Source organism: Achromobacter sp. Root565 (genome assembly GCF_001427425.1).
Classification (GTDB): Bacteria; Pseudomonadota; Gammaproteobacteria; order Burkholderiales; family Burkholderiaceae_B; genus Achromobacter; species Achromobacter spanius_D.
On record NZ_LMGO01000001.1, the window covers coordinates 1,131,598 to 1,152,253 of the forward strand.

A 20,656-nucleotide genomic window follows, 5' to 3' on the forward strand; every position below is an offset into this window, starting at 1 on the left:
ACAACCATTCAAGGGGAATGAACCATGAAGCGTCACACTCTCTTCGCCGCCTGCCTGGGCCTGGCTTCGCTGGCCGCGGGCGGACTTGCCCACGCCGACCAGCTTGACGACATCAAGGCGCGCGGCGAGCTGGTTTGCGGCACGCTGGGCACGTCGCAGCCGTTCAGCTTTCAGGACGGCGCGACGCGCCAACTGGTGGGCTATGACGTGGACGTGTGCAAGCTCGTCGCCGACAAGCTGGGCGTCAAGGTCAACTACAAGCTGCTGTCGGTGGCGGCGCGCGTACCGGAACTGAACGAAGGGCGCGTGGACATTCTGGCGGCCAACCTGGGCTATTCGCCCGACCGCGCGCAGCAGATTTCCTTCAGCCACGCCTATTACGTCAGCCCGCAAAAGCTGATGGTGCGCAAGGATTCTGGCCTGGACTCGATCGAAGCCCTGAACGGCCGCCGCATTGGCGCCACCAAGGGTTCCAGCTCCGAGCGCGAGATCAAGCGCATCCTCGACAAGTCGCAGGTCATCGGCTATGGCGACAGCTCGGCCACGTACCTCGCGCTGCAGCAGAAGAAGGTGGACGCGCAGTTCGCCTCCGAGCTGGTGCTGGCGCGCCTGGTGCTGCAAAGCCCGCCCACCGCGCCGGTCAGCGTCATTGCCAAGGCGGTGTTTGATGAGCCGTGGGGCCTGGGCGTGCGCAAGTCCGAGCCGCGTTTCCTGGAAACGGTGAACCAGGCGCTGGACGAGGCCGAAACCTCGGGCGCGGCGGCCAAACTGTTCGATAAGTGGTTTGGCCCCGACACCCCCTACAAGCTGGAGCGCGGCTTCAAGATCGGCCCGATCGCCGGCTAAGGGGTCGACCCGAGCGCTGCCGTTCGCCAGTTCCCATCACGGCTTCCCGCGTCTTGCAAGGCGATGCGCGGGAAGCCGTGATGCTTGGCGTTGCGCGCCCGAACGCAGGAGATTGACAGGTTTATGAGCTTTCTAGACGCTTCCCAATACCAACTGCTGCTCAGCGGCATGGCGGTCACCGTGCAATTGTTCCTGGTTGCATGGGTCATGGCGTTTTCCATCGCGGTGACGCTGGTGGTGGTGCGCGCCACCAATCTGGCGCCGTGCCGCTGGCTGGTCGACGCCTATGTGGAATATCACCGCAACGTGCCGCTGCTGGTGCAGGTGCTGTTCTGGTACTTCGGCATGCCCGAGCTGCTGCCCGAAGGATTCCGGATGTGGCTGTACGCGCACAACGCCGAAATGTCGCTGGCCGCGATCGCGCTGGCGCTGGGGTCGGCTGCCTACATTGCCGAAGACATCCGCAGCGGTCTGCGCGCCATTCCCGGCACCCAGTTCGAGGCCGCCCGCGCGCTGGGCGCCAGCTATCTGCAATGCATGCGCTTCGTGATCGTGCCGCAGGCGCTGCGCATTTCCATTCCGCCGCTGGTCGGCCGCGCGCTGCTGCTCTTCAAGAACACCAGCGTGGCCATGGCGATCGGCGTGATGGAGCTGACCTACCAGGCGCGGGAAATCGAAAACGAGACCTACCGCACCTTCGCCACCTTCGGCGCGGCGACGATCATGTACCTGCTGGGATCGTTCCTGATCATGGCGCTCGGATCGCGCATCTACGCCCGTTATCGTCTGAACCGCGGAGGCCATGGTGCTTGATCTCCTGATGCAATACTGGCCCACGCTGCTCGTGGGCCAATACCCCAACGGCCCGCTGGGCGGACTGGCGCTGACGCTGATCCTGGCCGCGCTGGGTCTGGCGATGTCCCTGCCGCTGGCGCTCCTGATCGCGCTGGCCCGGGTAAGCCCCTACGGATGGCTGCGCACGGCCAGCAAGGTGCTGGTCAATGTGGTGCGCGGCATGCCGCTGCTGATGCTGATCTTCTGGGCCTACTTCGTGGTGCCCAAGATCACGGGCCAGGTGGTCAGCGGCTTCTGGACGCTGATCTTTGCCCTGGTTGTCTATGAAAGCGCCTACCTGTCCGAGGTGATCCGTTCCGGCATCGAGGCGGTGCCGCGCGGCCAGATCGAAGCCTCGCGCTCGCTGGGCGTGGGCTACTGGACGACGATGCGCAAGGTGGTGCTGCCGCAAGCGCTGTTCAACGTGCTGCCCAGCATGACCAGCCAGTTCGTGTCCACCGTCAAGGAAACCTCGCTGGGCTACGTCATCAGCGTCAACGAACTGACTTTCGCCGCCAACCAGGTCAACAACCTGGTGCTGACCCAGCCGCTGCAGGTGTTCGGCATTCTGGCCATCATCTACTTCATCGTGTGCTTCAGTCTGAGCCGCGGTTTGAGCTGGCTGGACCTGCGTATCCGCCGCACGCGGGCAATGGCTTAAAGGAACAAAACATGATCAATCTCGAGAAAGTGAACAAGTGGTACGGCGAGCATCATGTGCTCAAGGACGTGGACCTGTCGGTCGCGCGCGGCGAGGTGCTGGTGGTGTGCGGACCATCGGGGTCCGGCAAGTCCACGATGATCCGCACGATCAACCGGCTGGAACCCATCGAAAAGGGCCGCATCCTGATCGATGGCGCGGATATCTACGGCAAGGGCGCCAACCTGAACGCGCTGCGCCAGAAGATCGGCTTCGTGTTCCAGCAGTTCAACCTGTTCCCGCACATGAGCGTGCTGGAAAACGTGATCTTCGCGCCCGTGAGCATCCGCAAGCAGCCGCGCAAGGAAGCCGTTGAGCTGGCGCGCAGCCTGCTCGATCGCGTGGGGCTGGCGCACAAGATCGACGCCTATCCGGGATCGCTGTCCGGCGGGCAGCAGCAGCGCGTGGCGATCGCGCGCGCGTTGGCCCTGCAGCCGCCGGTCATGCTGTTCGACGAGCCGACCAGCGCACTCGATCCGGAAATGGTGGGCGAGGTGCTTCAGGTGATGAAGGGCCTGGCCAAGGACGGCATGACGATGGTGTGCGTGACGCACGAAATGGGCTTTGCGCGAGACGTGTGCGATCGCGTGGTGTTCATGGATGCGGGCGAAATCCTGGAAATGGATACGCCCGAGCGCTTCTTCAGCGCCCCGGCGCATCCGCGCGCCCAGCGCTTCTTGGCGGACATCCTGCATCCGCGGGGTTGATCCGGGCCGATCGGCCGCGGTGGTAATGTTGGGGGTTTCATGCGCTTTTCTTCGACCGCGGCGATGTACACCCTCAAGCAACTGGAGGCCTTCTACTGGAGTTCCGAACTGGGCAGCTTCAGCGCGTCGTCGCGCAAGCTGCACACCACCCAATCGGCCGTGGCCAAACGGGTGGGGGAACTCGAGGCCTTTGCCGGCGCGCCCCTGTTCGAGCGGCGCGCCAAGAAACTCCTGATGACCCCGCAGGGCCGCAAGCTGTTCGAACTAGCTAGCCAGATGCTGGAGCTGAACAGCCGGATCGTCCAGAACATGGCCGATCCGGCCAGCTTCGAAGGCGTGGTGCGCCTGGGCGTGACCGAACTGGTTGGCATGACCTGGCTGGCGGGGCTGATCAACCAGATCAGCCAGCGCTACCCGCGTGTGCAACTGATGCCCGAGATCGATGGCGGCATCACCCTTTACGAGCGGCTGGAGCAGGACGAACTGGATCTGGCGATCATGCCCGGCCCGTTCTGGGGTTACCAGTACGATTGCACGCACCTGGGCGCGGTCACTAATGTCTGGATGGCCAGTCCGGCGCTGGGCATCGATGTGGCCGCCGCGCTGACGCCGCAGGATCTGGCGCCCTATCCGGTGATTTCCCAGCCCACCAACTCGGCGCTATCGCATCTGTATGACGCGTGGTTCGCGGAGCAGGGAATGCCGGTCAAGCGGGTGTTGACGTGCAACAGCCTGGGCATGATGGCCCAGCTGACCATGCTGGGATTGGGCATCAGCTATCTGCCGGGCGCGTATTTCGCGCCGCTGGTGGCGCGCGGGGCGTTGTGCCAGCTGAATGTGCAGCCGGACCTGCCGATGATCAATTACTACGCGGTGCACAAGAAGAACATCGTCAATCCGGTGGTGTCCCGGGTGATCGACATTGCGCGCGAGGAATGCGCGTTCGAGGTGGCCGGTGCCTTCCTGCCCCATGTGCCGCCGGCAGCGCGGCCCATCGAGGCAGAAGGCGATGGGCCGGATCGGGACCCGGCCGAGGGGCAGATTTAACCGCAGCGGATCGCCGTCATCACATCCTTGTCGTCGACGATGAGGTTCAGGCGGGTGTTGTTGTATTCCATGGTGACAAGCTGGCCCGGGCGCAGCATGCGCGCAGTGGCGCTGCCGCTGCGCGTGCGCAGGTCTTCCATGAGGGAGGGCGTGGCTTTCTGGCCGATCTGCGATTGCAGGGCGCCAGCGTCGCAGCTCTTGCCGGTGCTGCTGCCCGGAATGGCCGAAGACGAACCGTAGGAAGCGCCGGCGCCGGTGCTCGATGAAGAGGACGCGCTCGAAGCGCTGGAAGCCGTCGCGCTGGACGTGCGCGAACCACCGGTATTGGCGCACGCAGCCAGGCTGGCAACCAGCAGGAAGGGGATCAGCTTGCGGATCATGTAGGACTCCTTACAACGAGCGGACAAAAAGCCATGATAGACCAGCGGCGAGGCGCTGTGCTCAAGGCGCGGCGGGCATGTGCAACCGGGCAACAGCGGCAGACGGCTGGCCGCGCATCAGGTCGCATCAGGTGTCTGACACCCGTATGGACGGTCTTCAGGCTTGAAGGGTGTTTCAAGGGTGTCAGACACCTTCAAGTTGCACCTGTGCTTCTTGGCCAGGTGTCTGACACCCGTATGGATGGTCTTCAGGYTTGAAGGGTGTTTCAAGGGTGTCAGACACCTTCAAGTTGCAYCTGTGCTTCTTGGCCAGGTGTCTGACACCCGTATGGATGGTCTTCAGGTATGAAGGGTGTTTCAAGGGTGTCAGACACCTTCGAATTGCACCTGTACTTTTTGGCCAGGTGTCTGACACCCGTATGGATGGTCTTAGGCTTGAAGGGTGTTTCAAGGGTGTCAGACACCTTCAAGTTGCAGTTGTGCTTCTTGGCCAGGTGTCTGACACCCGGGCTTGAAGGGTGTTTCGAGGGTGTCAGACACCTTCAAGTTGCACCCGCATCTTCAATGGAAGTCGCGGCTCTGCGACGACAGCCCGCCCAGCAGGTCGGACATGTCGACCAGCCTTTGCGCGATCAGGTGGCGCACGCCGTCCACGCTTTGCCAAGACCCGAATACTCCCAGCAGGGTGGCGCCCAGGAGTTCGCGGCGCTGGCGTTCGATCAGGTCGGGCCGGACCACCACGTTGACCGGGCCGGTCTCGTCTTCGAGGGTCACGAAGATGACGCCCTTGGAGGTCTGGGGGCGCTGGCGCACGGTGACGATGCCGCAGGCGCGCGCGATGCGCTTGTTGGGATAGCCGTTCAGCACCGAGGCGGGCTGGAAGTTGCGTGCGGCCAGTTGGGGGCGCAGCAGCGACACGGGATGGCTGTGGAGGGTCAGGCCGACGCTGCGGTAGTCGGCGGCCACGGTCTGGCTTTCGGAGGGGGCGGACAGTTGCGGGGCCTGGGCGTCCACGATTTCGGCGTCCCACAGCAGGTCGCGGCTTTGCACGCTGGCCGCGGCCTCCCAGCTGGCCTGGCGCCGATGGCCAGCCAGCGTGCGCAATGCATCGCCCGCGGCCAGCGCGTTCAGGTCGTGGCGGTTCAGGCCAGCGCGGCGGGCGAGGTCGGCGGTGTTGGCAAAGGGCGCGTCGGCCCGGGCGGCCTCGATGCGGCGGGCGGTGTCCTCGCGCATGCCCTGCAGCAGGCTGAGTCCCAGCCGCACGGCGGGGCGGGGCGTAACGTCCGGCGTACCGACGTCCGGCGTACCGACGCCCGGCGTATCGACGCCCGGAGCGTGTTCATGCGCGCGCCGCCGGGCGCCGGGATGGCCGTCGGGCAGCGTTTCCAGCACGGAATCCCAGCCGCTCACCGTCACGTCGGCGGGCAGCACGCAGACGCCGTGACGGCGCGCGTCCTGCACCAGTTGCGCGGGCGCGTAGAACCCCATGGGCTGGGAATTGAGCAGGGCGGCCAGAAAGGCTTCCGGTTCGTGGCGCTTGAGCCAGGAACTGGCATACGCCAGCAGGGCGAAGCTGGCGGCATGGCTTTCCGGAAAGCCGTACTCGCCAAACCCTTCCACCTGACGGAACAGGGCTTCGGCAAAATCCAGCGTGTAACCGTGCGCCAGCAGCCCGCCCACCAGCTTGACGCGGAACTTGTCCACGCCACCCTTGCGCCGCCAAGCCGCCATCGACCGGCGCAACTGGTCTGCCTCGCCCGGCGAGAAACCGGCGGCCACGACGGCGATCTGCATGACCTGTTCCTGGAAGATGGGCACGCCCATGGTGCGGCTGAGCACGCCGCGCACTTTTTCGCTGGGGTAGGTTTCGTCTTCCTTGCCCTGGCGCCGCCGCAGGTAGGGGTGGACCATGCCGCCCTGGATCGGTCCCGGGCGCACGATCGCCACCTGCACCACCAGGTCGTAGTATTCGCGTGGCCTCAGGCGCGGCAGCATCGTCATCTGGGCGCGCGATTCGATCTGGAAGACGCCGATGGTGTCGGCGTCGCAGATCATGTCGTAGGTCGGGGTGTCGCCTTCCGGGATGTCCTGCAGGGCCAGCGGCTGGCCGCGGCGCTGGCTGGCCAGTTCGAGCGTGCGGCGCAGGGCCGACAGCATGCCCAGCGCCAGGACGTCGACCTTCAGCAGCTTCAGCGCGTCCAGGTCGTCCTTGTCCCATTGCACGACGCTGCGGTCTTCCATGGCGGCGTTCTCGATGGGCACCAGGCGCGAGAGCTTGCCGCGTGAAATCACGAAGCCGCCCGGATGCTGCGACAGATGGCGCGGAAAGCCCATCATGGTCTGCGCCAGCGACGCCCACTGGCGCGCCACCTGGGATTCCGGGTCCAGGCCGCAGGCGCCCAGCGTGCGCAGCATTTCCTTCTTGCCGTCCCACCATTGGTGCGCGCGGGCCACGGCGTCGATGACGCCCGGGTCCACGCCCAGCGCGCGCCCCGTGTCGCGCAGCACGCTGCGCGGTCGGTACGAGATGACCACTGCGGTCAGGGCGGCGCGGTCACGGCCGTATTTGCCGTAGATGTACTGGATGACTTCTTCGCGGCGTTGGTGTTCGAAGTCGACGTCGATGTCGGGCGGTTCGTTGCGTTCCTTGCTGATGAAACGTTCGAACAGGTTGTTGCCGCGCTGCGGGTCCACCGCGGTGATGCCCAGGCAATAGCACACGGCGGAGTTGGCGGCCGAGCCCCGGCCCTGGCACAGGATGCCGGCGTTGCGGGCGAACTGCACGATGTCGTAGACGGTCAGGAAGTAGGCCTCGTAGTTGAGGTCCGCGATGAGCTCCAGTTCCTTGTCGATCTGCGCCGTGACGCTGTCGGGCACACCCTGGGGAAAGCGCCGGGCGGCCCCGGCCAGTGCTTCCTGGCGCAGGTAGCTGGCCGGCGTGTGGCCGGGCGGCACGATCTCGTCGGGGTATTCGTAATGCAGCTCGTCCAGCGAAAACGTGCAGCGGCGCGCAACCGCCAGGGTCTGCGCCAGCGCGTCGGGCGGATACAGGCTGGCCAGCCGCATGCGGCTGCGCAGGTGTTGTTCGGCATTGCCCGAGAGTTCGTAGCCGCATTGCGACACCTGCTGGCGGGTGCGGATGCCGGTCAGTGTGTCGTGCAGCGGCTTGCGCGAGCGGACATGCATCTGCACCTGGCCGACCGCCACGATCGGCAGTTGCGAGGCCTGGGCCGCGTGCTCGACGGCGGCGCGGTGCAGGTCGTCGCGCGACTGATGCAGCAGATTCAGCCCCACCCACGCGCGGCCCGGAAAGACGCGCGCCAGCCAGCGGGCCTGGTCGGCCATGCGGTCGGCGTCGGTGCCGTAGGCGGGCGTCAGGATGGCCAGGCATTCCGGCAGACTGCGCAGATGCGCGTGGCCGGCTGGCGGATCGGCAAGGTCTTGCGGGGAAAGGCGGTACTCGCCCTTGGGCGCCCGGGTGCGGCCCAGCGTGATGAATTCCGACAGGTTGCCGTAGCCTTCGCGGGTCTGTGCCAGCAGGGTCAGGCCGAGCGGTGCGGCGTCGGGCGCGGCGCGCAGCTGGAACGTGGCGCCGACGATGAACGGCAGCTTGAGGGTTTTGGCTTCGGTGTGGGCCCGCACCACGCCCGCCAGTGAGCACTCGTCGGTCAGGGCCAGCGCGGCGTAGCCGAGCTCGGCCGCCCGCGCGGCCAGTTCCTCGGGGTGCGAGGCGCCTTGCAGGAAAGAAAAATTGGACTGGCATTGCAGCTCGGCATAGCCGGGCAACTGGGCCAGGACCTCAGCGGGGTCCAGCGGATCGGGGGCGTCGTCGTCCATGCGCATGTCAGGCGTACAGTCCGTGCAGGAACCAGCGCGCGTCCTCGGCGTCGCGCTCGCGGTAAATCCAGTAGCGCGCGCCCGCCGCGTCTTCGGCGACGAAGTAATCGCGCACGGTCAGGGCGGGGTCCCACCAGCCGCTTTCGATGCGTTCCGGGCCGCGCATCAGCCGCAGCGCCTGGCCGGCGTAGTGGGGGCGATGGCCCGACAGCTTGAGGGGCTGCGGGGTTTCCAGCAGCCAGAACGGGCGGTCGAGCAGCGGCGGAAGAGGGACGGGGCGTTCGGGCGCGGCAAGCGCGTCGCCCCAAGCGTTGGCGGCTTCGGGGCGGTGGTCGGCGGTGGGCTGGGCATGGCGCACCCGGTCGCGGCCCAGCCGCGCCACCAGCAGGTCCAGGAGCCGCGCGTGGTCGGCGGCGGTGCCGCCCGGCTCGGGGAACAGCGTGGTGCTGGCGGCGGGCTGCTCGACGGTGTCGGGCGCGTGCAGCGTCACGGCGATGACGGGGGCTTCCAGCGTGAAGTGGTTGAGCTTTTCGCGCAGCAGATGCAGCAGCTGGGGCGCCTGCCAGATGGGCTGGGCCAGGGCCACTTCAAGTTCGGTGGGCGGGCGGGCGTGGCGGCCGCGTTCGTGGTCCATGCTGAGCACCACGCGCCGCACGGCCAGTTGGCGGGCGGTCAGCCAGCCGCCCAGCTGCTCGGCCAGCCGGCCCGCCACGGCCAGCACGGCGCTGGTGTTCTCCATGTAGTCCATGAGCTCGATCCGCCGCGAAAACTGGTTGGGCGGTTCGAGCCAGCGGTAGAGTTCGGGTACCTGGCCGTAAGCGGCGTCCAGCGCCTGCAGCAGATCGGGCGCGCTGCGCCGCTGCAGGCCCGCGCGGGGCAGGGCGCGCAGGTGCGCCAGCGTGTGGCAACCGATGTCGTCCAGCCAGTTGCGGCGGTCTTGCGCCTGGGGCAGCAGCGACAGCGGCAGGGCATCGAGCCGCCGCGCCAGGGTGGACAGCTTCAGTGTGCGGCGGGGAACGCGCCGGCCGGCGCGCCGCGCTAGCAGCCAAGCGCCCTTGGCCGTGGGCGCCATGCCCAGCGACACCCGCAGATCCAGCGCGCGCAGCGTGGCGGCGACCCGTCGGCTCAGCGCCCGCGGCCCCCGAAAGAACATCAGGCTGGCGCCCACGTTCAGCAGCACGGTGTCGCCGTCGGCCAGGGCGATTTCGGGGGTGTACTGCAAGAGGGCCAGCGCCGCGCCGTGCAGGGCGTCGGCCTCGGCCAGCGCATTGCGGGGCAGCAGTTCCACGCCAGGGGCGATGGCCACCGCGCCCGCGCGGCGCATGCCGGGCGTCACGCCGGCCTGGCGGGCGGCGGGCGTCAGGGCGGCGACCCGTTCCTGATCCAGAACGGCGAACGCCTCCTGTTCATGCGGCCAGTGCGGGCGTAGGGCGTCCAGCGGCAGGCAGCGCAGGTAGGCGGCGATCCAGAGGCGCATGGCGGGGAGAAGAGGGAGTAAGCGCGCCGGGCTCCAGGCCCACGTAGAGTGGGGTGTCGCAGACAGGCCCCCGGCGCTTCAGGATGTGGACGGACAGGCCGCCGGGCGCGGGCGCCAGCGCCAGCCGCAAGGCGGCGGGCGTGGCGGTCTGCGCGGCGCGGGACGGTCGCACGGCGATGAACAGCAGGTCGCTGGCCTGGGCGGCCAGGTGCAGGCGGCGCAGGGATTCGGGGCGCACGTGGGGCAGCCAGCAGATCAGCGCGCCGCAACTGGCGTTTTTCAGGATCTGTTCGCTGGCCCACAGCGCATCGACCGGTTTTTCGGGCGCCACCCAGAGCAGTTGCCGGGGATCCAGCCGCCAGCTCATCCAGCTGGCGATGTGCGGCACGTGCGGCGGCTGCACCAGGGCAATGGGACGCCGCGTTTCCAATTGGGCCAGCGCCGGACGCAGCAGGCGGATTTCTCCGATGCCGGGATGGGGGGTGAGCAGTTCGACGAGCGATCCGAGCGGCCAGCCGTTATCCGGCAGTTCGGCCGACAGCGCCGCGTGCCCGGTTGGCAGGGTGCGTGCGGCGCCTTTGGCCAACTGCGTGGCGCGCCACAACGCGGGATGGATATGTTCGGGGGGCTGCATGGCAAAGCGCCTGGTGCTCAATACCTGTATGAATATACAGTATTGTACCGGGCTTTGCGCCGGCCGGACGTATCGAAAAGTGCCCCGAAAAGTGCCCCGAAAAGTGCTAGAACCGCATGTCCTGGTACTTCACCCAGCGCGAGCCGCGCAGCAGCCGGTGGCCGATCCACAGTCCCAGGAACAGCGGAATGGCCAGGTACGTCGACACCACGCCGATCCAGTCGATGCGTTCTTCCAGGAACGCCTGATAGTTCTGTCCCAGCGTGACCACCAGACACAGCACGAAGGCCAGCAGCGGCCCGAACGGAAAAAGTCCCGCCTTGTACGGCAGGTTGGCGGTGTCGTAACCGTGCTTCACGTAGCCCTGACGGAAGCGGTAATGGCTGACCGCGATGCTCAGCCACACGATGAATTCCGTCATCCCCGCGAAATTGAGCAGCCAGATGTAGACGGCCTTCGGGCTGTACACCACGCTGAACAGGCACAGACACGCCAGCAGCGTCGTGGCCAGCAGCGCATACAGCGGCACGCCGCGCGGGGTGAGCCGCTTGAAGAGCGCGGGCGCCTGGCCCTCGGCCGCCATGTTGAACAGCATCCGCGTCGCCGCATACATGCCCGAATTGCCGGCCGACAGCACCGAGGTCAGGATCACCGCGTTCATCACCGTGGCCGCCGACAGCAGGCCCGCGTGCTCGAACACCAGCGTGAAGGGGCTGACCGCGATGTCCTCGACCTCGTTGCGCAGCAGTTGCGGATCGGTGTAGGGCACCAGCAGGCCGATGATCAGGATGGCCAGCACATAGAACAGCAGGATGCGCCAGAACACGCTGTTGATTGCGCGCGGCACGTTGCGCAGGGGGTTTTCGGATTCGCCGGCCGCCACGCCCACCAGTTCGGTGCCCTGAAAGGAATAGGCCACCACCATCGCCACGCCCACCCACGTCGCCGCGTTGCCGACGAAGGGCGCGTCGCCCACCTTCCAGTTGTCCATGCCCACCGGCCCGCCGCCGTGGATGATGCCGGCCAGCATCGCCACGCCCACCACGATGAAGCACAGCACCGCCACCACCTTGATGATGGCGAACCAGTATTCCGCCTCGCCGAAGCTGCGTGCCGAGAAGGCGTTCAGCCCAAAGGTCAGCGCCAGGAAGGCCACGCTCCATATCCATCCTGGGGTGTCCGGCAGCCAGTACGCCATGACGAGCTGCGCCGCCACCACGTCCACCGCCACCACTGTGGCCCAGCTCACCCAGAAATTCCAGCCCAGCGCAAAGCCGAAGCCCGGATCGACGTAGCGCGACGCATAAGTGCAGAACGACCCGGACACCGGCATGAACGTGGCAAGCTCGCCCAGGCTGGTCATGATGAAGTACACCATCAGGCCGATCACCAGATAGACCATCAGCGCGCCGCCCGGACCCGCTTGCGCGATGGCCGCGCCGGAAGCGACGAACAGGCCGGTGCCGATGGCCCCGCCCAGCGCTATCATCGTGAGGTGGCGCGCCTTGAGCACGCGGTGCAGCTGATTGTTGTCGGCAGTATTGCTGGCAGGCGCGGCGGCGCCCGAGTCGATGTTCGGTGTGTGCATTACGAAGGTGTAGGGTGGCCCGCGTCATCGGTACGATGCCGGGCGCGGCGCATTTTACAATGCGGCAATCGGGGCGCAGTCCCACCGTCTCAGGCCAGCACGGAGCAGTTTCATGGCGTCTTCCAGTTCTATCGAATTTCTTCCCGATCCGGGCGTCGACGTGCGCCAGCTCTTCATCCTGCTGCACGGCGTGGGCGGGTCGCCCGCCAGCCTGGAGCCCCTGGCCCAGGCGGTGCGCGCGGCCTTTCCGACCGCGGCCGTGCTGATCCCCGAAGGTTTCGAGGCCTTTGACGGCGGCGGCGCGGGCCGGCAGTGGTTCTCCGTGCGCGGCGTCACCGAAGACAACCGCGCCGAGCGCGTGGCCCAGGCCATGCCGCAGTTGGAAACCTACGTGCGCGAAGCCCAGGCGCGCTTCGGCCTGCTGCAGTCCGACACCGCGGTGGCCGGCTTTTCGCAGGGCGCCATCATGGCGCTGGAGCTGGTGCAGGCGCACGACGGCATGGCCGGCCGCGTCATCGCGTTCTCGGGCCGCTACGCGCAACTGCCCAAGAACGCCCCGCTATACACCACGATTCATCTGCTGCACGGCGCCGACGACGCGGTCATGAGCGTTTCGCAGGCGCAGGCGGCGCAGGCCCGCCTGGCCGAACTGCACGGCGACTCCACCATCGACATCGCCACCCACGTGGGCCACGAACTGCATCCCGCCCTGATCCAGCGAGCCATCGTCCGCCTGCAGACCTGCGTGCCGCTGCGCAGCTGGGAGGCCGCGCTGGGCCTGAACCAGACGCCGCCGGACGGCACGACGGTGCATTGATGGGAGGTTTGCCCCAACGCGCGGCCGACGCCGTCGGCGGCGCGCAAAGCATTTTCCGCGTGCTGCGCATTCTTAAATACGTCGGGGCGGCGCCGGCGCGCGGCGTGGGCCTGACCGACGTCGTGCGCGATGTGGGCCTGACGCCGCCCACCGCGCACCGCATGCTGTCGGCCTTGCTGCAGGAAGGCTTTCTGTCGCTCAATCCCCGGCTCAAGACCTACAGCCTTGGCCGCGAATCCTACATCCTGGGGCTGGCGGCCGAGAGCCGGCACGGCATCAAGGCCATCGCCGAATCCGCCGTGCTCCGGCTTGCGCAATCCACGGGCGACACCAGCTTCCTGTCCGTGCGCTCGGGACACGAAGCGGTCTGCGTGGACCGCAAGACCGGCGACTTTCCCATCAAGATCCTGACGCTGGAAGTCGGCCACCGCCGCCCGCTGGGCGTGGGGGCGGGCAGCCTGGCGTTGCTGGCGTTCCTGCCCAACGACGATATCGATCGTGTGCTGGCGCGCTATGACGCCAGCGCGGCGCCCGATCTGCCGTCCACCGACATGCTGCGCGAGGACATCGCCGCCGCGCGCAAGAATGGCTATGCGCTCAACCCGGGCCGCATCATTCCCGACATGCTGGGCGTGGGCGTGCCGGTGTTCGACCGCGAACAGCACGTGGTGGCGGCGTTGAGCGTGGCGGCGATTCGCTCACGTCTTTCCGGCGCGCGCCTGACCGATGTGGTGGCCGCATTGCAGCGTGCGGCCTCGGAATTGTCGGCGGACCTGGCGCCGCGCGTCTGACCGCCGCGCGGCGGGCGCAAGGCCGAGCGCGTCAGCGCCCCGCGCAGGCCTTGCCGCCATCCACCGGCAGGCAGACGCCGGTGATGTACTTGGCCTCGTCGCTCGCCAGAAACAGCGCGGCATGGGCAACATCCCACGCATCCCCCATCCGCCCCATCGGGCTGGCGCCATTGCGCCGCCGCCGCATCTCCTCGACGTCGTCGAATTGCCCCGCGATCTGCTTGTAGATCAACGGGGTGTCGATGACGCCGGGCAGGACGGCGTTCACGCGGATGTTGTCCGGCGCGTAGCGCACCGCCAGCGACCGCGTCAGATGGTTCAATCCCGCCTTGGCCGCGTAGTACGAGGTGTACGGATACGAATTGACCTGGATCGAGGCCAGCGACGAAATGTTGACGATGCTGCCCGAGCCCTGCGCCAGCATGGCGGGCAGCACATGCTTGCAGGTCAGGAACACGCCCGTCAGGTTGGTGTCCAGCACGCGATGCCAGCTTTCCTCGCTGGCCTCGATGGGATCGCCCATTTCGGTGATGCCCACGTTGTTGTGCAGCACGTCGATGCGCCCGGCGGCCGCCAGCACGGCGGCAACCGCGGCCTGGATCTGCGCGGAGTCCGTCACGTCGGCGGTCAACGCCTGGCAACGGCCGCCTTCGGCCTCGATGAGGGCGCACGTCTCGCGCGCGGCCTCGGACCTGACGTCCACCGCGAAGACCCGCGCGCCTTCACGCGCATACAGCGCCGCCGCGGCCTTGCCGTTGCCCCAGCCCGGGCCGGACGACCCCGCGCCAAACACCAGCGCCACCTTGTCTTTCAGCCGCTCGCCCATGTCATTCCGCCGAGATGTGGGCGAAGTCGGCCACCTTCTTCCACTTGGTCACGTCGTCCTGGATCATCGCGGCAAAGGCCTCGGGCTTGTCGGCGACAACATACGCGCCAACACCGGCGTACTTGGCCTGCACGTCCTTGTCCGCCAGCGCCTTGCGCGACGCGTCGTTGAGCTTGGCCAGCACGTCCTTGGGCAGGCCGGCAGGCGCCAGCAGCCCGTTCCACATTTCCGCGTCATAGTCGGGCAAACCCACTTCCGCGAAGGTGGGTACGTCGGGCAATTGCGGCAGGCGCGACTTGGCGGCCACCACGATCGGGCGCAGGCTGCCCGACTGGATGTGCGCCATCGACGACGCGGCCGTATCCCACAGGATGGGCACCTGACCGGCGATCACGTCGTTCAGCGCGGGACCGGTGCCACGGTAAGGCACGTGCATCATGTCCAGGCCGGACAGCGACTTGTAGTACTCCATCGCCATGTGCGTGGCGCCGCCGTTGCCGGACGACGCGTAGGAATACTTGCCCGGCGCGCCCTTGATCAAGGCGGTGAACGACGCATAGTCCTTGGCGGGAAAGTTCTTGTTCACCACAATCACGCCCGGCACCCGGATGATCTGCGTGACCGGCGTGAAGTCTTTTACCGCGTCGTAGGGCAGGTTCTTGTACACGGCGGGATTGGTGCCGTTGGTGCTGGACGTGCCCAGCAGAAGCGTATAACCGTCCGGCGCAGCCGAGGCCACGGCGCGGCTACCCACGGTGCCACCCGCGCCGCCCCGGTTTTCCACCACGACGGGCTGGCCGATCTGCTTGGCCAGCGCCTCGGCAAAGATGCGGCCGACCACGTCGGACGTGCCGCCGGGCGGGAAGGGCACGATCAGGCGGATGGGGCGGTCGGGGTAGGTGGCCTGCGCCGCGGCGGCGCCCGCCAGCGACAGCGTTGCAGCGGCGGCCGCCAGCTTGATCCAGGTTCTGCGCTTCATGATGGGTTGTCTCCTTGCTTGATTTTGTTGTGTGTCGAACCAGGCGTTGCGCGCCACCGTCAGGCGATGCGGTCGCCCGGCTTGATCTTGGCCGCCCGGCTGTCCACGCCCGGCAACATGTGCGCGGGGTCGCGCGTGACCACCACGTCCAGGATGGTGGGGCGGTCCTTGCAGGCATACGCCTCTGCCAGCGCGGCCGGCAGCTCCGCGGGGTCCTCGACGCGGATGCCGTTGCAGCCCAGCGCGCGCGCCACGTTGGCGTAGTTGGTGTCGACCAGATCCGAAGACTGGTAGCTGCCCGGGCCGTACATCAGGTGCTGCAGCGCCTTGATATAACCCGACGCCGCGTTGTTGACCACGACCAGCGTGAAGGCCAGCTTCATGCGCACCGCGGTCTCCAGTTCGCCGAGCGACATGTTGCAGCCGCCGTCGCCGGTCAGGCTGACCACCTGGCGTCCGGGGGCCGCCGCGGCCGCCCCGATTGCGCCGGGGATGCCGTAGCCAATGGAAGCAAAGCCCCGGTCCGGCACGAAGCCGCGGCCCGCGCGCTTGGTGTCGAACAGCAGTCCGCCCCAGTGCGCCGCGAAGCCGCCGTCGGCAACCAGGATGCCGTCTTCCGGCAGCGAGGCATTGATCTCTTGCATCAGCCGCGCCATGCCCACGGGCCGGTCGGCCGACGTCAGCTTGGCGTTCACCGATTCGCGCCAGGTGTGCATGGCCTGGCCGACCTCGTCCACGTAGCGTTGGCGGGCGTGCTCGCCGTGGGCGGCCAGGCGCGTGTCCAGGTCTTCCAGCGTGGCGCGCACATCGCCCCACAGCCGCAGGGCGGGCGTGGTGGTGCGGTCGAATTCCTCGGCCACGATGTCCAGATGGATGATCGGCGCGCCCGCGGCCAGCAGGTCGTAGCGGCGCGTCGCCACCTCGCCCAGCTTGCAGCCGACGACGAACAGGCAGTCCGACTTGGCGATCAGGTCGTTGGCAATGCGGCTGTAGCGGCCGAACAGCCCCGCGTTCAGCGGATCGTTGCAGGCGATCGCGCCCTTGCCGCTCATGGTGTGGGCGACGGGGATGCCGAACTTGCGCGCGAAGGCCTGGACGGTCTCGGCGGCATCGCTGATGTGCACGCCGCCGCCGCACAGCATCAGCGGGCGGGCGGCGCCGGCCAGCATGCTGGCGGCTTGCGCCAAGTCCTCGGCCGAGGGCCGGCAGCGCAGCGCGGGCGAGCGCCGGTAGTTGGGGCTGGAATAAAACTCATCGGCGTCAAAGACATGGACCGCGTGCGCGATGTCTTCGGGCACGTCCAGCACCACGGGGCCGGGACGTCCGCTGGTCGCCACGGCGAAGGCGCGCCGCACCAGCTCGGGAATGCGCTCGACCATCTCCACGCGCAGCACGTCTTTCACGACCGGACGCAGCACTTCCAGCTGCCGGGCTTCCTGCGTCATGTTCTTCCACGAGTGCATCCGGTGCGAGTCGCCGACCAGCGCCACCAGCGCCGTGCCGGCGTTGTAGGCTTCGGCCAGGCCGGTCACCAGATTGGTCGCGCCCGGACCCAGCGTCGCGTCGCACACGCCGGGACGGCCGCTGACCTTGGTGTAGGCGTCGGCGGCGAACACTGCGCAGCGCTCGTCGTTGATCAGGTTGTGATTCAGCTTCAGGCGGCGCGCCGCGTCATAGAACGGCAGCAGCTGAAAGCCGCCCATGCCGAACATCAGGCCGACGTCGTGCGCCGCGAACATGCGGGCGATGGCCTCGCCGCCGGTGATTTCCAGTTTCTCGGACATGCGGGTGATGCTCCTAGTAGGTGTCGCGCCCGCTCAGCAGGGCGTCGATAAAGGTTTTGAGCGGTGCGCCGACGCGGCAGCCCAGGTCTCGGGCGCGGGCGTTTGCAGAGGAAATGGTTCCTTCCTCGTAGCAGGAACGGGCGTTGCCGATGCGGGCGGTGTGCGCGGACACGGTCAAGGCGGCAATGCCGCGTTGGTCAAGCAAAGGCAGGCGGCCGATCCCGGCGCTGTCCTTGCCAATGCCCGCATCGTTGAAGGTGACCAGGCGCGGCGACGCCTGGACGCCGTCCGATTGCAGGCCGGCCAGCCGTTCGCCGTGCGAGGCCGTGATGGCGATCAGGCCGTCGTCACGCGAATCGACCAGCGAGACGGAGTCGGCGCCGACGACCAGCGGGGCGCCGTCCGGACCTGTCTTGAATACAGTGCGGGATTCCTTGACGTCGGCGAGCGGACGGGCGCTCTGCGACGCGCGCGCCAGCCGCGAGGCGGCCTCGGAGACGGGCATGCCCGGTTTGCCGCCCAGGTCTTGCGCCAGCGCGTTCACAAAGCTGATGACGCCGTTCCGGGCCATGTCCGCGCCGTCGCCGATGCGGCAGCTTTGATAACTTGCGGTGGCGGCGGGCACGCCCCAACGTTGCAGATCGTCCAGGCCCGCAATGCCGGCTTGCATCCAGCCAACGCCGGCGTCGTTCAGGACGACCGCCAGCACGCCGCCGCGCGCCGCGCAGTAGGCGGCATAGCTGCCGCCATGAGACCCGGCGATCACGACGCGTCCAGCATCTTGCGGCGTGAGCTTGGTGATGCTGTCGAGCACGCGCGCATCCCGGGCGCTTGCTGGTTGTTCCATATTATGAATTGTCCCCATCCTAGAGCGTCGCGGCCGGTGTGCCCGGAACGGCGTCTTCGAATCGTCTGATGTAGTTATTGGCTTGGGACGATTCTAGGAGCGCGGGTTTGGGAAGAGCAATGTCATCCCCATAATATGGAAATCAATTTTTGCGGGCTACTTCTCCCAGCCGCCGCCGAGCGCCAGGAACAACGCGATCTGGTCGCTGCTCAAATCCGCCTGCGATGCGGCCAGCGCGCTTTCATTGCTGGCCAGCGTGCGCTCGGCGTCCAGCACGGTCAGGTAGTCCGTCTTGCCGTACTGGAACAGGCGGCGCGCTTGCGAGGCCGCTTCCGCGCTTTGGTCGCGGGCCGCGCGCAGGGCGGTATCTCGGTCCAGTTGGCGGGCGTAGACGACCAGCGCGCTTTCGGTTTCGCGCAAGGCGTTCAGCACGGCCGCGTCGAAACGGGCGGCGGCAGCTTTGGTGGTGGCTTCGGCTTCGGCGATGCGGGCCTGCGCGGCGCCCGTGTTGGGAACCGTCCACGAGATCAGCGGGCCCACGCTCCAGCTGAAGGTGCCGCGGTCGCCGAACATGGCGGCCGGGCCGCCGGATGCGGCGGACAGGCCCAGCGTGATCTTCGGGTAGAGGTCGGCCGTGGCCACGCCGATGCGGGCGGTGGAGGCGGCCAGCGTCCGTTCGGCCTGGCGGATGTCGGGACGGCGGCGCAGCAATTCCGCGCCGTCCCCGACCGGGATCGTTTCGGTCAGCTTGGGCGCGGCGGCGCATTGCAGCAGGGCGGGCGGGATCTCGCCAGGCGTCTGGCCGGTCAACGCAGCCAGGCGGTAAAGCGCGGTGCGCTGCTGCGCCTGGAACGGCGGCAGGTTGGCCTGCAATTGTTCGAGCTGGCTGCGCGCCCGCGTGACGTCCAGCGCGGTGCCGCGGCCGGCGCGCTGCAGCCGGCTGACGGCGTCGACCGATTCCTTCTGCACCTGCACGGAATGCTGCGCCGAGGCAAGCTGCATGCCTGCCGCGCACATGTTGGCGTAGGCGCGCGCCGTCTCGGCCGCGACGGTGACGCGGGTGGCGTCGTACGCGGCCTGCGCGGCCTGCGCGTCATCGGTGGAGGCTTCCACGGCGCGGCGGATCTGGCCGAAGAGGTCCAGCTGATACGACACGCTGGCGCCGGTGGAATACGACCATCGGTTCGGCGGATCGATGCCGGGCTGAAGTTCCTGCAAGCCGGAAACGTGGCCGAACGTGGGCGAGGCATTGACGCCGATCGTGGGCTGCTGCTGGGCTTTCGTTTCCTGTACGGCAGCCTGGGCGCGTTCGAGATTGGCGCTGGCCACGCGCAGGTCGGTGTTCGCGGCCAGGGCCTTTTCCACCAGGCCGTCCAGCACCGGGTCGTTGTACAGGCGCCACCAGTGGCCGGGGACTGCCTCTTGCCGGTACACGCCGGCCTGCGCCTCCACAAAGGAGGATTGCGCGCTCGGCCGCTGGGAGACGGCCTCCGGCGGCACCTGGTAGTCGGGGCCGACGGCGGCGCATCCGGCCAGCGCGAGGGCCAGCGTCAGCGGGAGGAGGAGTCTGGTGTTCATGGCAGGTACGGCTTGGCGTCGATAAACGTTTGAGGATTTCCGCAAAAGTGGGTCGGTGCGCGCTGGCGTCAGGAAGAGTGGGGCGCGGCGGCTGCGGCTTGCGCGGGGCGGTCGTCCACCGAGACGGTGGCGGTCTGGCCGGCGACCAGGCGCACGCCTTCGGGCACCTCGTCGATCTTCACGCGCACCGGAATGCGCTGCGCCAGGCGGACCCAGTTGAAGGTCGGGTTCACGTTGGGAAGCAGATTGGCGCCAGTGCTGCGGTCGCGGTCCGCGATGCCCAGGGCAATGCTTTCGACGTGGCCGCGGATGTGGCGCGGTTCGCCCATCAGCGTCACGGTGACGGGGTCGCCTTCGTGGATGCCGGGCAGCTTGGTTTCCTCGAAGTAGCCTTCGACGTAGAACGAACCGGCATCCACCAGCGCCATCACGCCGTGGCCGGCGGTGGCGTAGGAGCCCGCGCGCAGATCCAGGTTGGTGATGCGGCCATCGCTGGCGGCCACGACGCGGCTGCGTTCCAGATTCAGGCGGGCGGTGTTCAGTTGCACCTGCGCCTGCGCAAGCGCGGCTTCGGTCTGCTGCACCTTGGTCTGGCTCTGTTCCACGGCTTCGGCCGCGACAAGCTGACCCAGCGAGCGGTTGCGCTTGGCATCGCGCAGCGCTTGGTCGTGCGCCACCTGCTGCGAACGGACCGAGGCCTGGGCCTGGTCGTACGCCAGCTGGAAGCGGGCGCGGTCGATCTCGAACAAGAGGTCGCCGGCCTTCACGTCCTGGTTGTCGTGCACGGGCACGCTGGTCACCAGGCCAGAGACGTCGGGCGCCACCTGCACGACATAGGCCTTGACGCGGCCATCGCGCGTCCAGGGTTCGACTTCATAGTGATCCCAAAGCTGCCAGCCGGCGTAAGCGGCGGCGGCGACGACGACGGCCGTCACTGCGAACTTGCCGATAGCAGCAGGGCGAAGGGCATTGGGGAGTTTCATA

Annotated in this window: 18 protein-coding genes; 7 read left to right on the forward strand and 11 right to left on the reverse strand. The window is 67.6% G+C overall.

Going from position 1 to position 20,656, the window contains the following annotated elements:
• The first annotated feature begins 24 nt into the window (after positions 1–24).
• From ASD71_RS05070 to ASD71_RS05090, 5 genes are all read left to right on the forward strand, one after another.
• On the forward strand, positions 25–846 hold the full coding sequence (locus ASD71_RS05070) for an ABC transporter substrate-binding protein (RefSeq protein ID WP_056560583.1): 822 nt from the start codon (positions 25–27) through the stop codon (positions 844–846).
• Positions 847–969: 123 nt separating this feature from the next.
• Positions 970–1,659, forward strand: a complete 690-nt coding sequence (locus ASD71_RS05075; RefSeq protein ID WP_056560585.1) for an amino acid ABC transporter permease — start codon at positions 970–972, stop codon at positions 1,657–1,659.
• The gene (locus ASD71_RS05080; RefSeq protein WP_056566430.1) at positions 1,652–2,341 is read left to right on the forward strand and encodes an amino acid ABC transporter permease; all 690 of its coding nucleotides are present in this window, start codon (positions 1,652–1,654) and stop codon (positions 2,339–2,341) included. Before ASD71_RS05075 ends, ASD71_RS05080 begins: the two co-directional genes overlap by 8 nt.
• An 11-nt stretch (positions 2,342–2,352) precedes the next feature.
• Positions 2,353–3,087 carry an amino acid ABC transporter ATP-binding protein gene (locus ASD71_RS05085; protein ID WP_056560588.1) on the forward strand — a complete coding sequence of 245 codons (735 nt, stop codon included), beginning with the start codon at positions 2,353–2,355 and terminating at the stop codon, positions 3,085–3,087.
• A gap of 39 nt (positions 3,088–3,126) precedes the next feature.
• The gene (locus ASD71_RS05090) at positions 3,127–4,134 is read left to right on the forward strand and encodes a LysR family transcriptional regulator (RefSeq protein WP_156395083.1); all 1,008 of its coding nucleotides are present in this window, start codon (positions 3,127–3,129) and stop codon (positions 4,132–4,134) included.
• Here ASD71_RS05090 and ASD71_RS05095 read toward each other — a convergent pair.
• The 5 genes from ASD71_RS05095 to ASD71_RS05115 all read right to left on the reverse strand — a co-directional run bounded on the left by ASD71_RS05095 (position 4,131) and on the right by ASD71_RS05115 (position 12,050).
• A complete protein-coding gene (locus tag ASD71_RS05095) occupies positions 4,131–4,514 on the reverse strand; it encodes an I78 family peptidase inhibitor (protein WP_056560594.1) in 384 nt (127 codons plus the stop codon). The two genes, ASD71_RS05090 and ASD71_RS05095, sit on opposite strands and share 4 nt — an antisense overlap.
• 561 nt (positions 4,515–5,075) lie before the next feature.
• The gene (locus tag ASD71_RS05100) at positions 5,076–8,357 is read right to left on the reverse strand and encodes an error-prone DNA polymerase (protein WP_056560597.1); all 3,282 of its coding nucleotides are present in this window, start codon (positions 8,355–8,357) and stop codon (positions 5,076–5,078) included.
• Between the two features lies 1 nt (position 8,358).
• Positions 8,359–9,828: a DNA polymerase Y family protein gene (locus ASD71_RS05105; RefSeq protein WP_056560600.1), complete on the reverse strand. Its 1,470-nt coding sequence runs from the start codon at positions 9,826–9,828 to the stop codon at positions 8,359–8,361.
• Positions 9,758–10,462, reverse strand: coding sequence for a translesion DNA synthesis-associated protein ImuA (gene imuA, locus ASD71_RS05110; RefSeq protein ID WP_056560604.1), 705 nt, complete (start codon positions 10,460–10,462; stop codon positions 9,758–9,760). The genes ASD71_RS05105 and imuA overlap by 71 nt, the downstream gene beginning before the upstream one ends.
• A gap of 106 nt (positions 10,463–10,568) precedes the next feature.
• Positions 10,569–12,050 (reverse strand): amino acid permease, encoded by a 1,482-nt coding sequence (locus ASD71_RS05115; protein WP_056560607.1) that lies wholly within the window; start codon positions 12,048–12,050, stop codon positions 10,569–10,571.
• A gap of 112 nt (positions 12,051–12,162) precedes the next feature.
• On the opposite strand from ASD71_RS05115, the gene ypfH reads away from it, so the two are divergent.
• Both ypfH and ASD71_RS05125 read left to right on the forward strand, forming a co-directional pair.
• Entirely contained in the window at positions 12,163–12,867 is a 705-nt protein-coding gene (ypfH, locus tag ASD71_RS05120; protein WP_056560610.1) for an esterase, read from the forward strand.
• Entirely contained in the window at positions 12,867–13,658 is a 792-nt protein-coding gene (locus tag ASD71_RS05125) for an IclR family transcriptional regulator (RefSeq protein WP_056560612.1), read from the forward strand. The genes ypfH and ASD71_RS05125 overlap by 1 nt, the downstream gene beginning before the upstream one ends.
• A gap of 31 nt (positions 13,659–13,689) precedes the next feature.
• Here ASD71_RS05125 and ASD71_RS05130 read toward each other — a convergent pair whose 3' ends face one another.
• From ASD71_RS05130 to ASD71_RS05155, 6 genes are all read right to left on the reverse strand, one after another.
• Positions 13,690–14,484: an SDR family NAD(P)-dependent oxidoreductase gene (locus tag ASD71_RS05130; protein WP_056560615.1), complete on the reverse strand. Its 795-nt coding sequence runs from the start codon at positions 14,482–14,484 to the stop codon at positions 13,690–13,692.
• Position 14,485: 1 nt separating this feature from the next.
• Positions 14,486–15,463, reverse strand: a complete 978-nt coding sequence (locus tag ASD71_RS05135; protein ID WP_056560617.1) for a tripartite tricarboxylate transporter substrate binding protein — start codon at positions 15,461–15,463, stop codon at positions 14,486–14,488.
• A gap of 59 nt (positions 15,464–15,522) precedes the next feature.
• Positions 15,523–17,247 carry a thiamine pyrophosphate-binding protein gene (locus tag ASD71_RS05140; protein ID WP_056560621.1) on the reverse strand — a complete coding sequence of 575 codons (1,725 nt, stop codon included), beginning with the start codon at positions 17,245–17,247 and terminating at the stop codon, positions 15,523–15,525.
• A gap of 13 nt (positions 17,248–17,260) precedes the next feature.
• Positions 17,261–18,094: a hypothetical protein gene (locus ASD71_RS05145; protein ID WP_056560624.1), complete on the reverse strand. Its 834-nt coding sequence runs from the start codon at positions 18,092–18,094 to the stop codon at positions 17,261–17,263.
• A 156-nt stretch (positions 18,095–18,250) separates the two neighbouring features.
• Positions 18,251–19,672 carry an efflux transporter outer membrane subunit gene (locus ASD71_RS05150; RefSeq protein WP_056560626.1) on the reverse strand — a complete coding sequence of 474 codons (1,422 nt, stop codon included), beginning with the start codon at positions 19,670–19,672 and terminating at the stop codon, positions 18,251–18,253.
• A gap of 68 nt (positions 19,673–19,740) precedes the next feature.
• The gene (locus ASD71_RS05155; RefSeq protein ID WP_056560629.1) at positions 19,741–20,655 is read right to left on the reverse strand and encodes an HlyD family secretion protein; all 915 of its coding nucleotides are present in this window, start codon (positions 20,653–20,655) and stop codon (positions 19,741–19,743) included.
• Position 20,656: the final 1 nt, after the last annotated feature.

Excerpts from the sequence above, each read along its gene's own strand:
- ASD71_RS05070 (WP_056560583.1), top strand. The coding sequence starts at position 25 with ATGAAGCGTCACACTCTCTTCGCCGCCTGCCTGGGCCTGGCTTCGCTG.
- ASD71_RS05075 (WP_056560585.1), top strand. The coding sequence starts at position 970 with ATGAGCTTTCTAGACGCTTCCCAATACCAACTGCTGCTCAGCGGCATG.
- ASD71_RS05085 (WP_056560588.1), top strand. The coding sequence starts at position 2,353 with ATGATCAATCTCGAGAAAGTGAACAAGTGGTACGGCGAGCATCATGTG.
- ASD71_RS05090 (WP_156395083.1), top strand. The coding sequence starts at position 3,127 with ATGCGCTTTTCTTCGACCGCGGCGATGTACACCCTCAAGCAACTGGAG.
- ASD71_RS05095 (WP_056560594.1), bottom strand. The coding sequence starts at position 4,514 with ATGATCCGCAAGCTGATCCCCTTCCTGCTGGTTGCCAGCCTGGCTGCG.
- ASD71_RS05100 (WP_056560597.1), bottom strand. The coding sequence starts at position 8,357 with ATGCGCATGGACGACGACGCCCCCGATCCGCTGGACCCCGCTGAGGTC.
- ASD71_RS05105 (WP_056560600.1), bottom strand. The coding sequence starts at position 9,828 with ATGCGCCTCTGGATCGCCGCCTACCTGCGCTGCCTGCCGCTGGACGCC.
- imuA (WP_056560604.1), bottom strand. The coding sequence starts at position 10,462 with ATGCAGCCCCCCGAACATATCCATCCCGCGTTGTGGCGCGCCACGCAG.
- ASD71_RS05115 (WP_056560607.1), bottom strand. The coding sequence starts at position 12,050 with ATGCACACACCGAACATCGACTCGGGCGCCGCCGCGCCTGCCAGCAAT.
- ypfH (WP_056560610.1), top strand. The coding sequence starts at position 12,163 with ATGGCGTCTTCCAGTTCTATCGAATTTCTTCCCGATCCGGGCGTCGAC.
- ASD71_RS05125 (WP_056560612.1), top strand. The coding sequence starts at position 12,867 with ATGGGAGGTTTGCCCCAACGCGCGGCCGACGCCGTCGGCGGCGCGCAA.
- ASD71_RS05130 (WP_056560615.1), bottom strand. The coding sequence starts at position 14,484 with ATGGGCGAGCGGCTGAAAGACAAGGTGGCGCTGGTGTTTGGCGCGGGG.
- ASD71_RS05135 (WP_056560617.1), bottom strand. The coding sequence starts at position 15,463 with ATGAAGCGCAGAACCTGGATCAAGCTGGCGGCCGCCGCTGCAACGCTG.
- ASD71_RS05140 (WP_056560621.1), bottom strand. The coding sequence starts at position 17,247 with ATGTCCGAGAAACTGGAAATCACCGGCGGCGAGGCCATCGCCCGCATG.
- ASD71_RS05145 (WP_056560624.1), bottom strand. The coding sequence starts at position 18,094 with ATGGAACAACCAGCAAGCGCCCGGGATGCGCGCGTGCTCGACAGCATC.
- ASD71_RS05150 (WP_056560626.1), bottom strand. The coding sequence starts at position 19,672 with ATGAACACCAGACTCCTCCTCCCGCTGACGCTGGCCCTCGCGCTGGCC.
- ASD71_RS05155 (WP_056560629.1), bottom strand. The coding sequence starts at position 20,655 with ATGAAACTCCCCAATGCCCTTCGCCCTGCTGCTATCGGCAAGTTCGCA.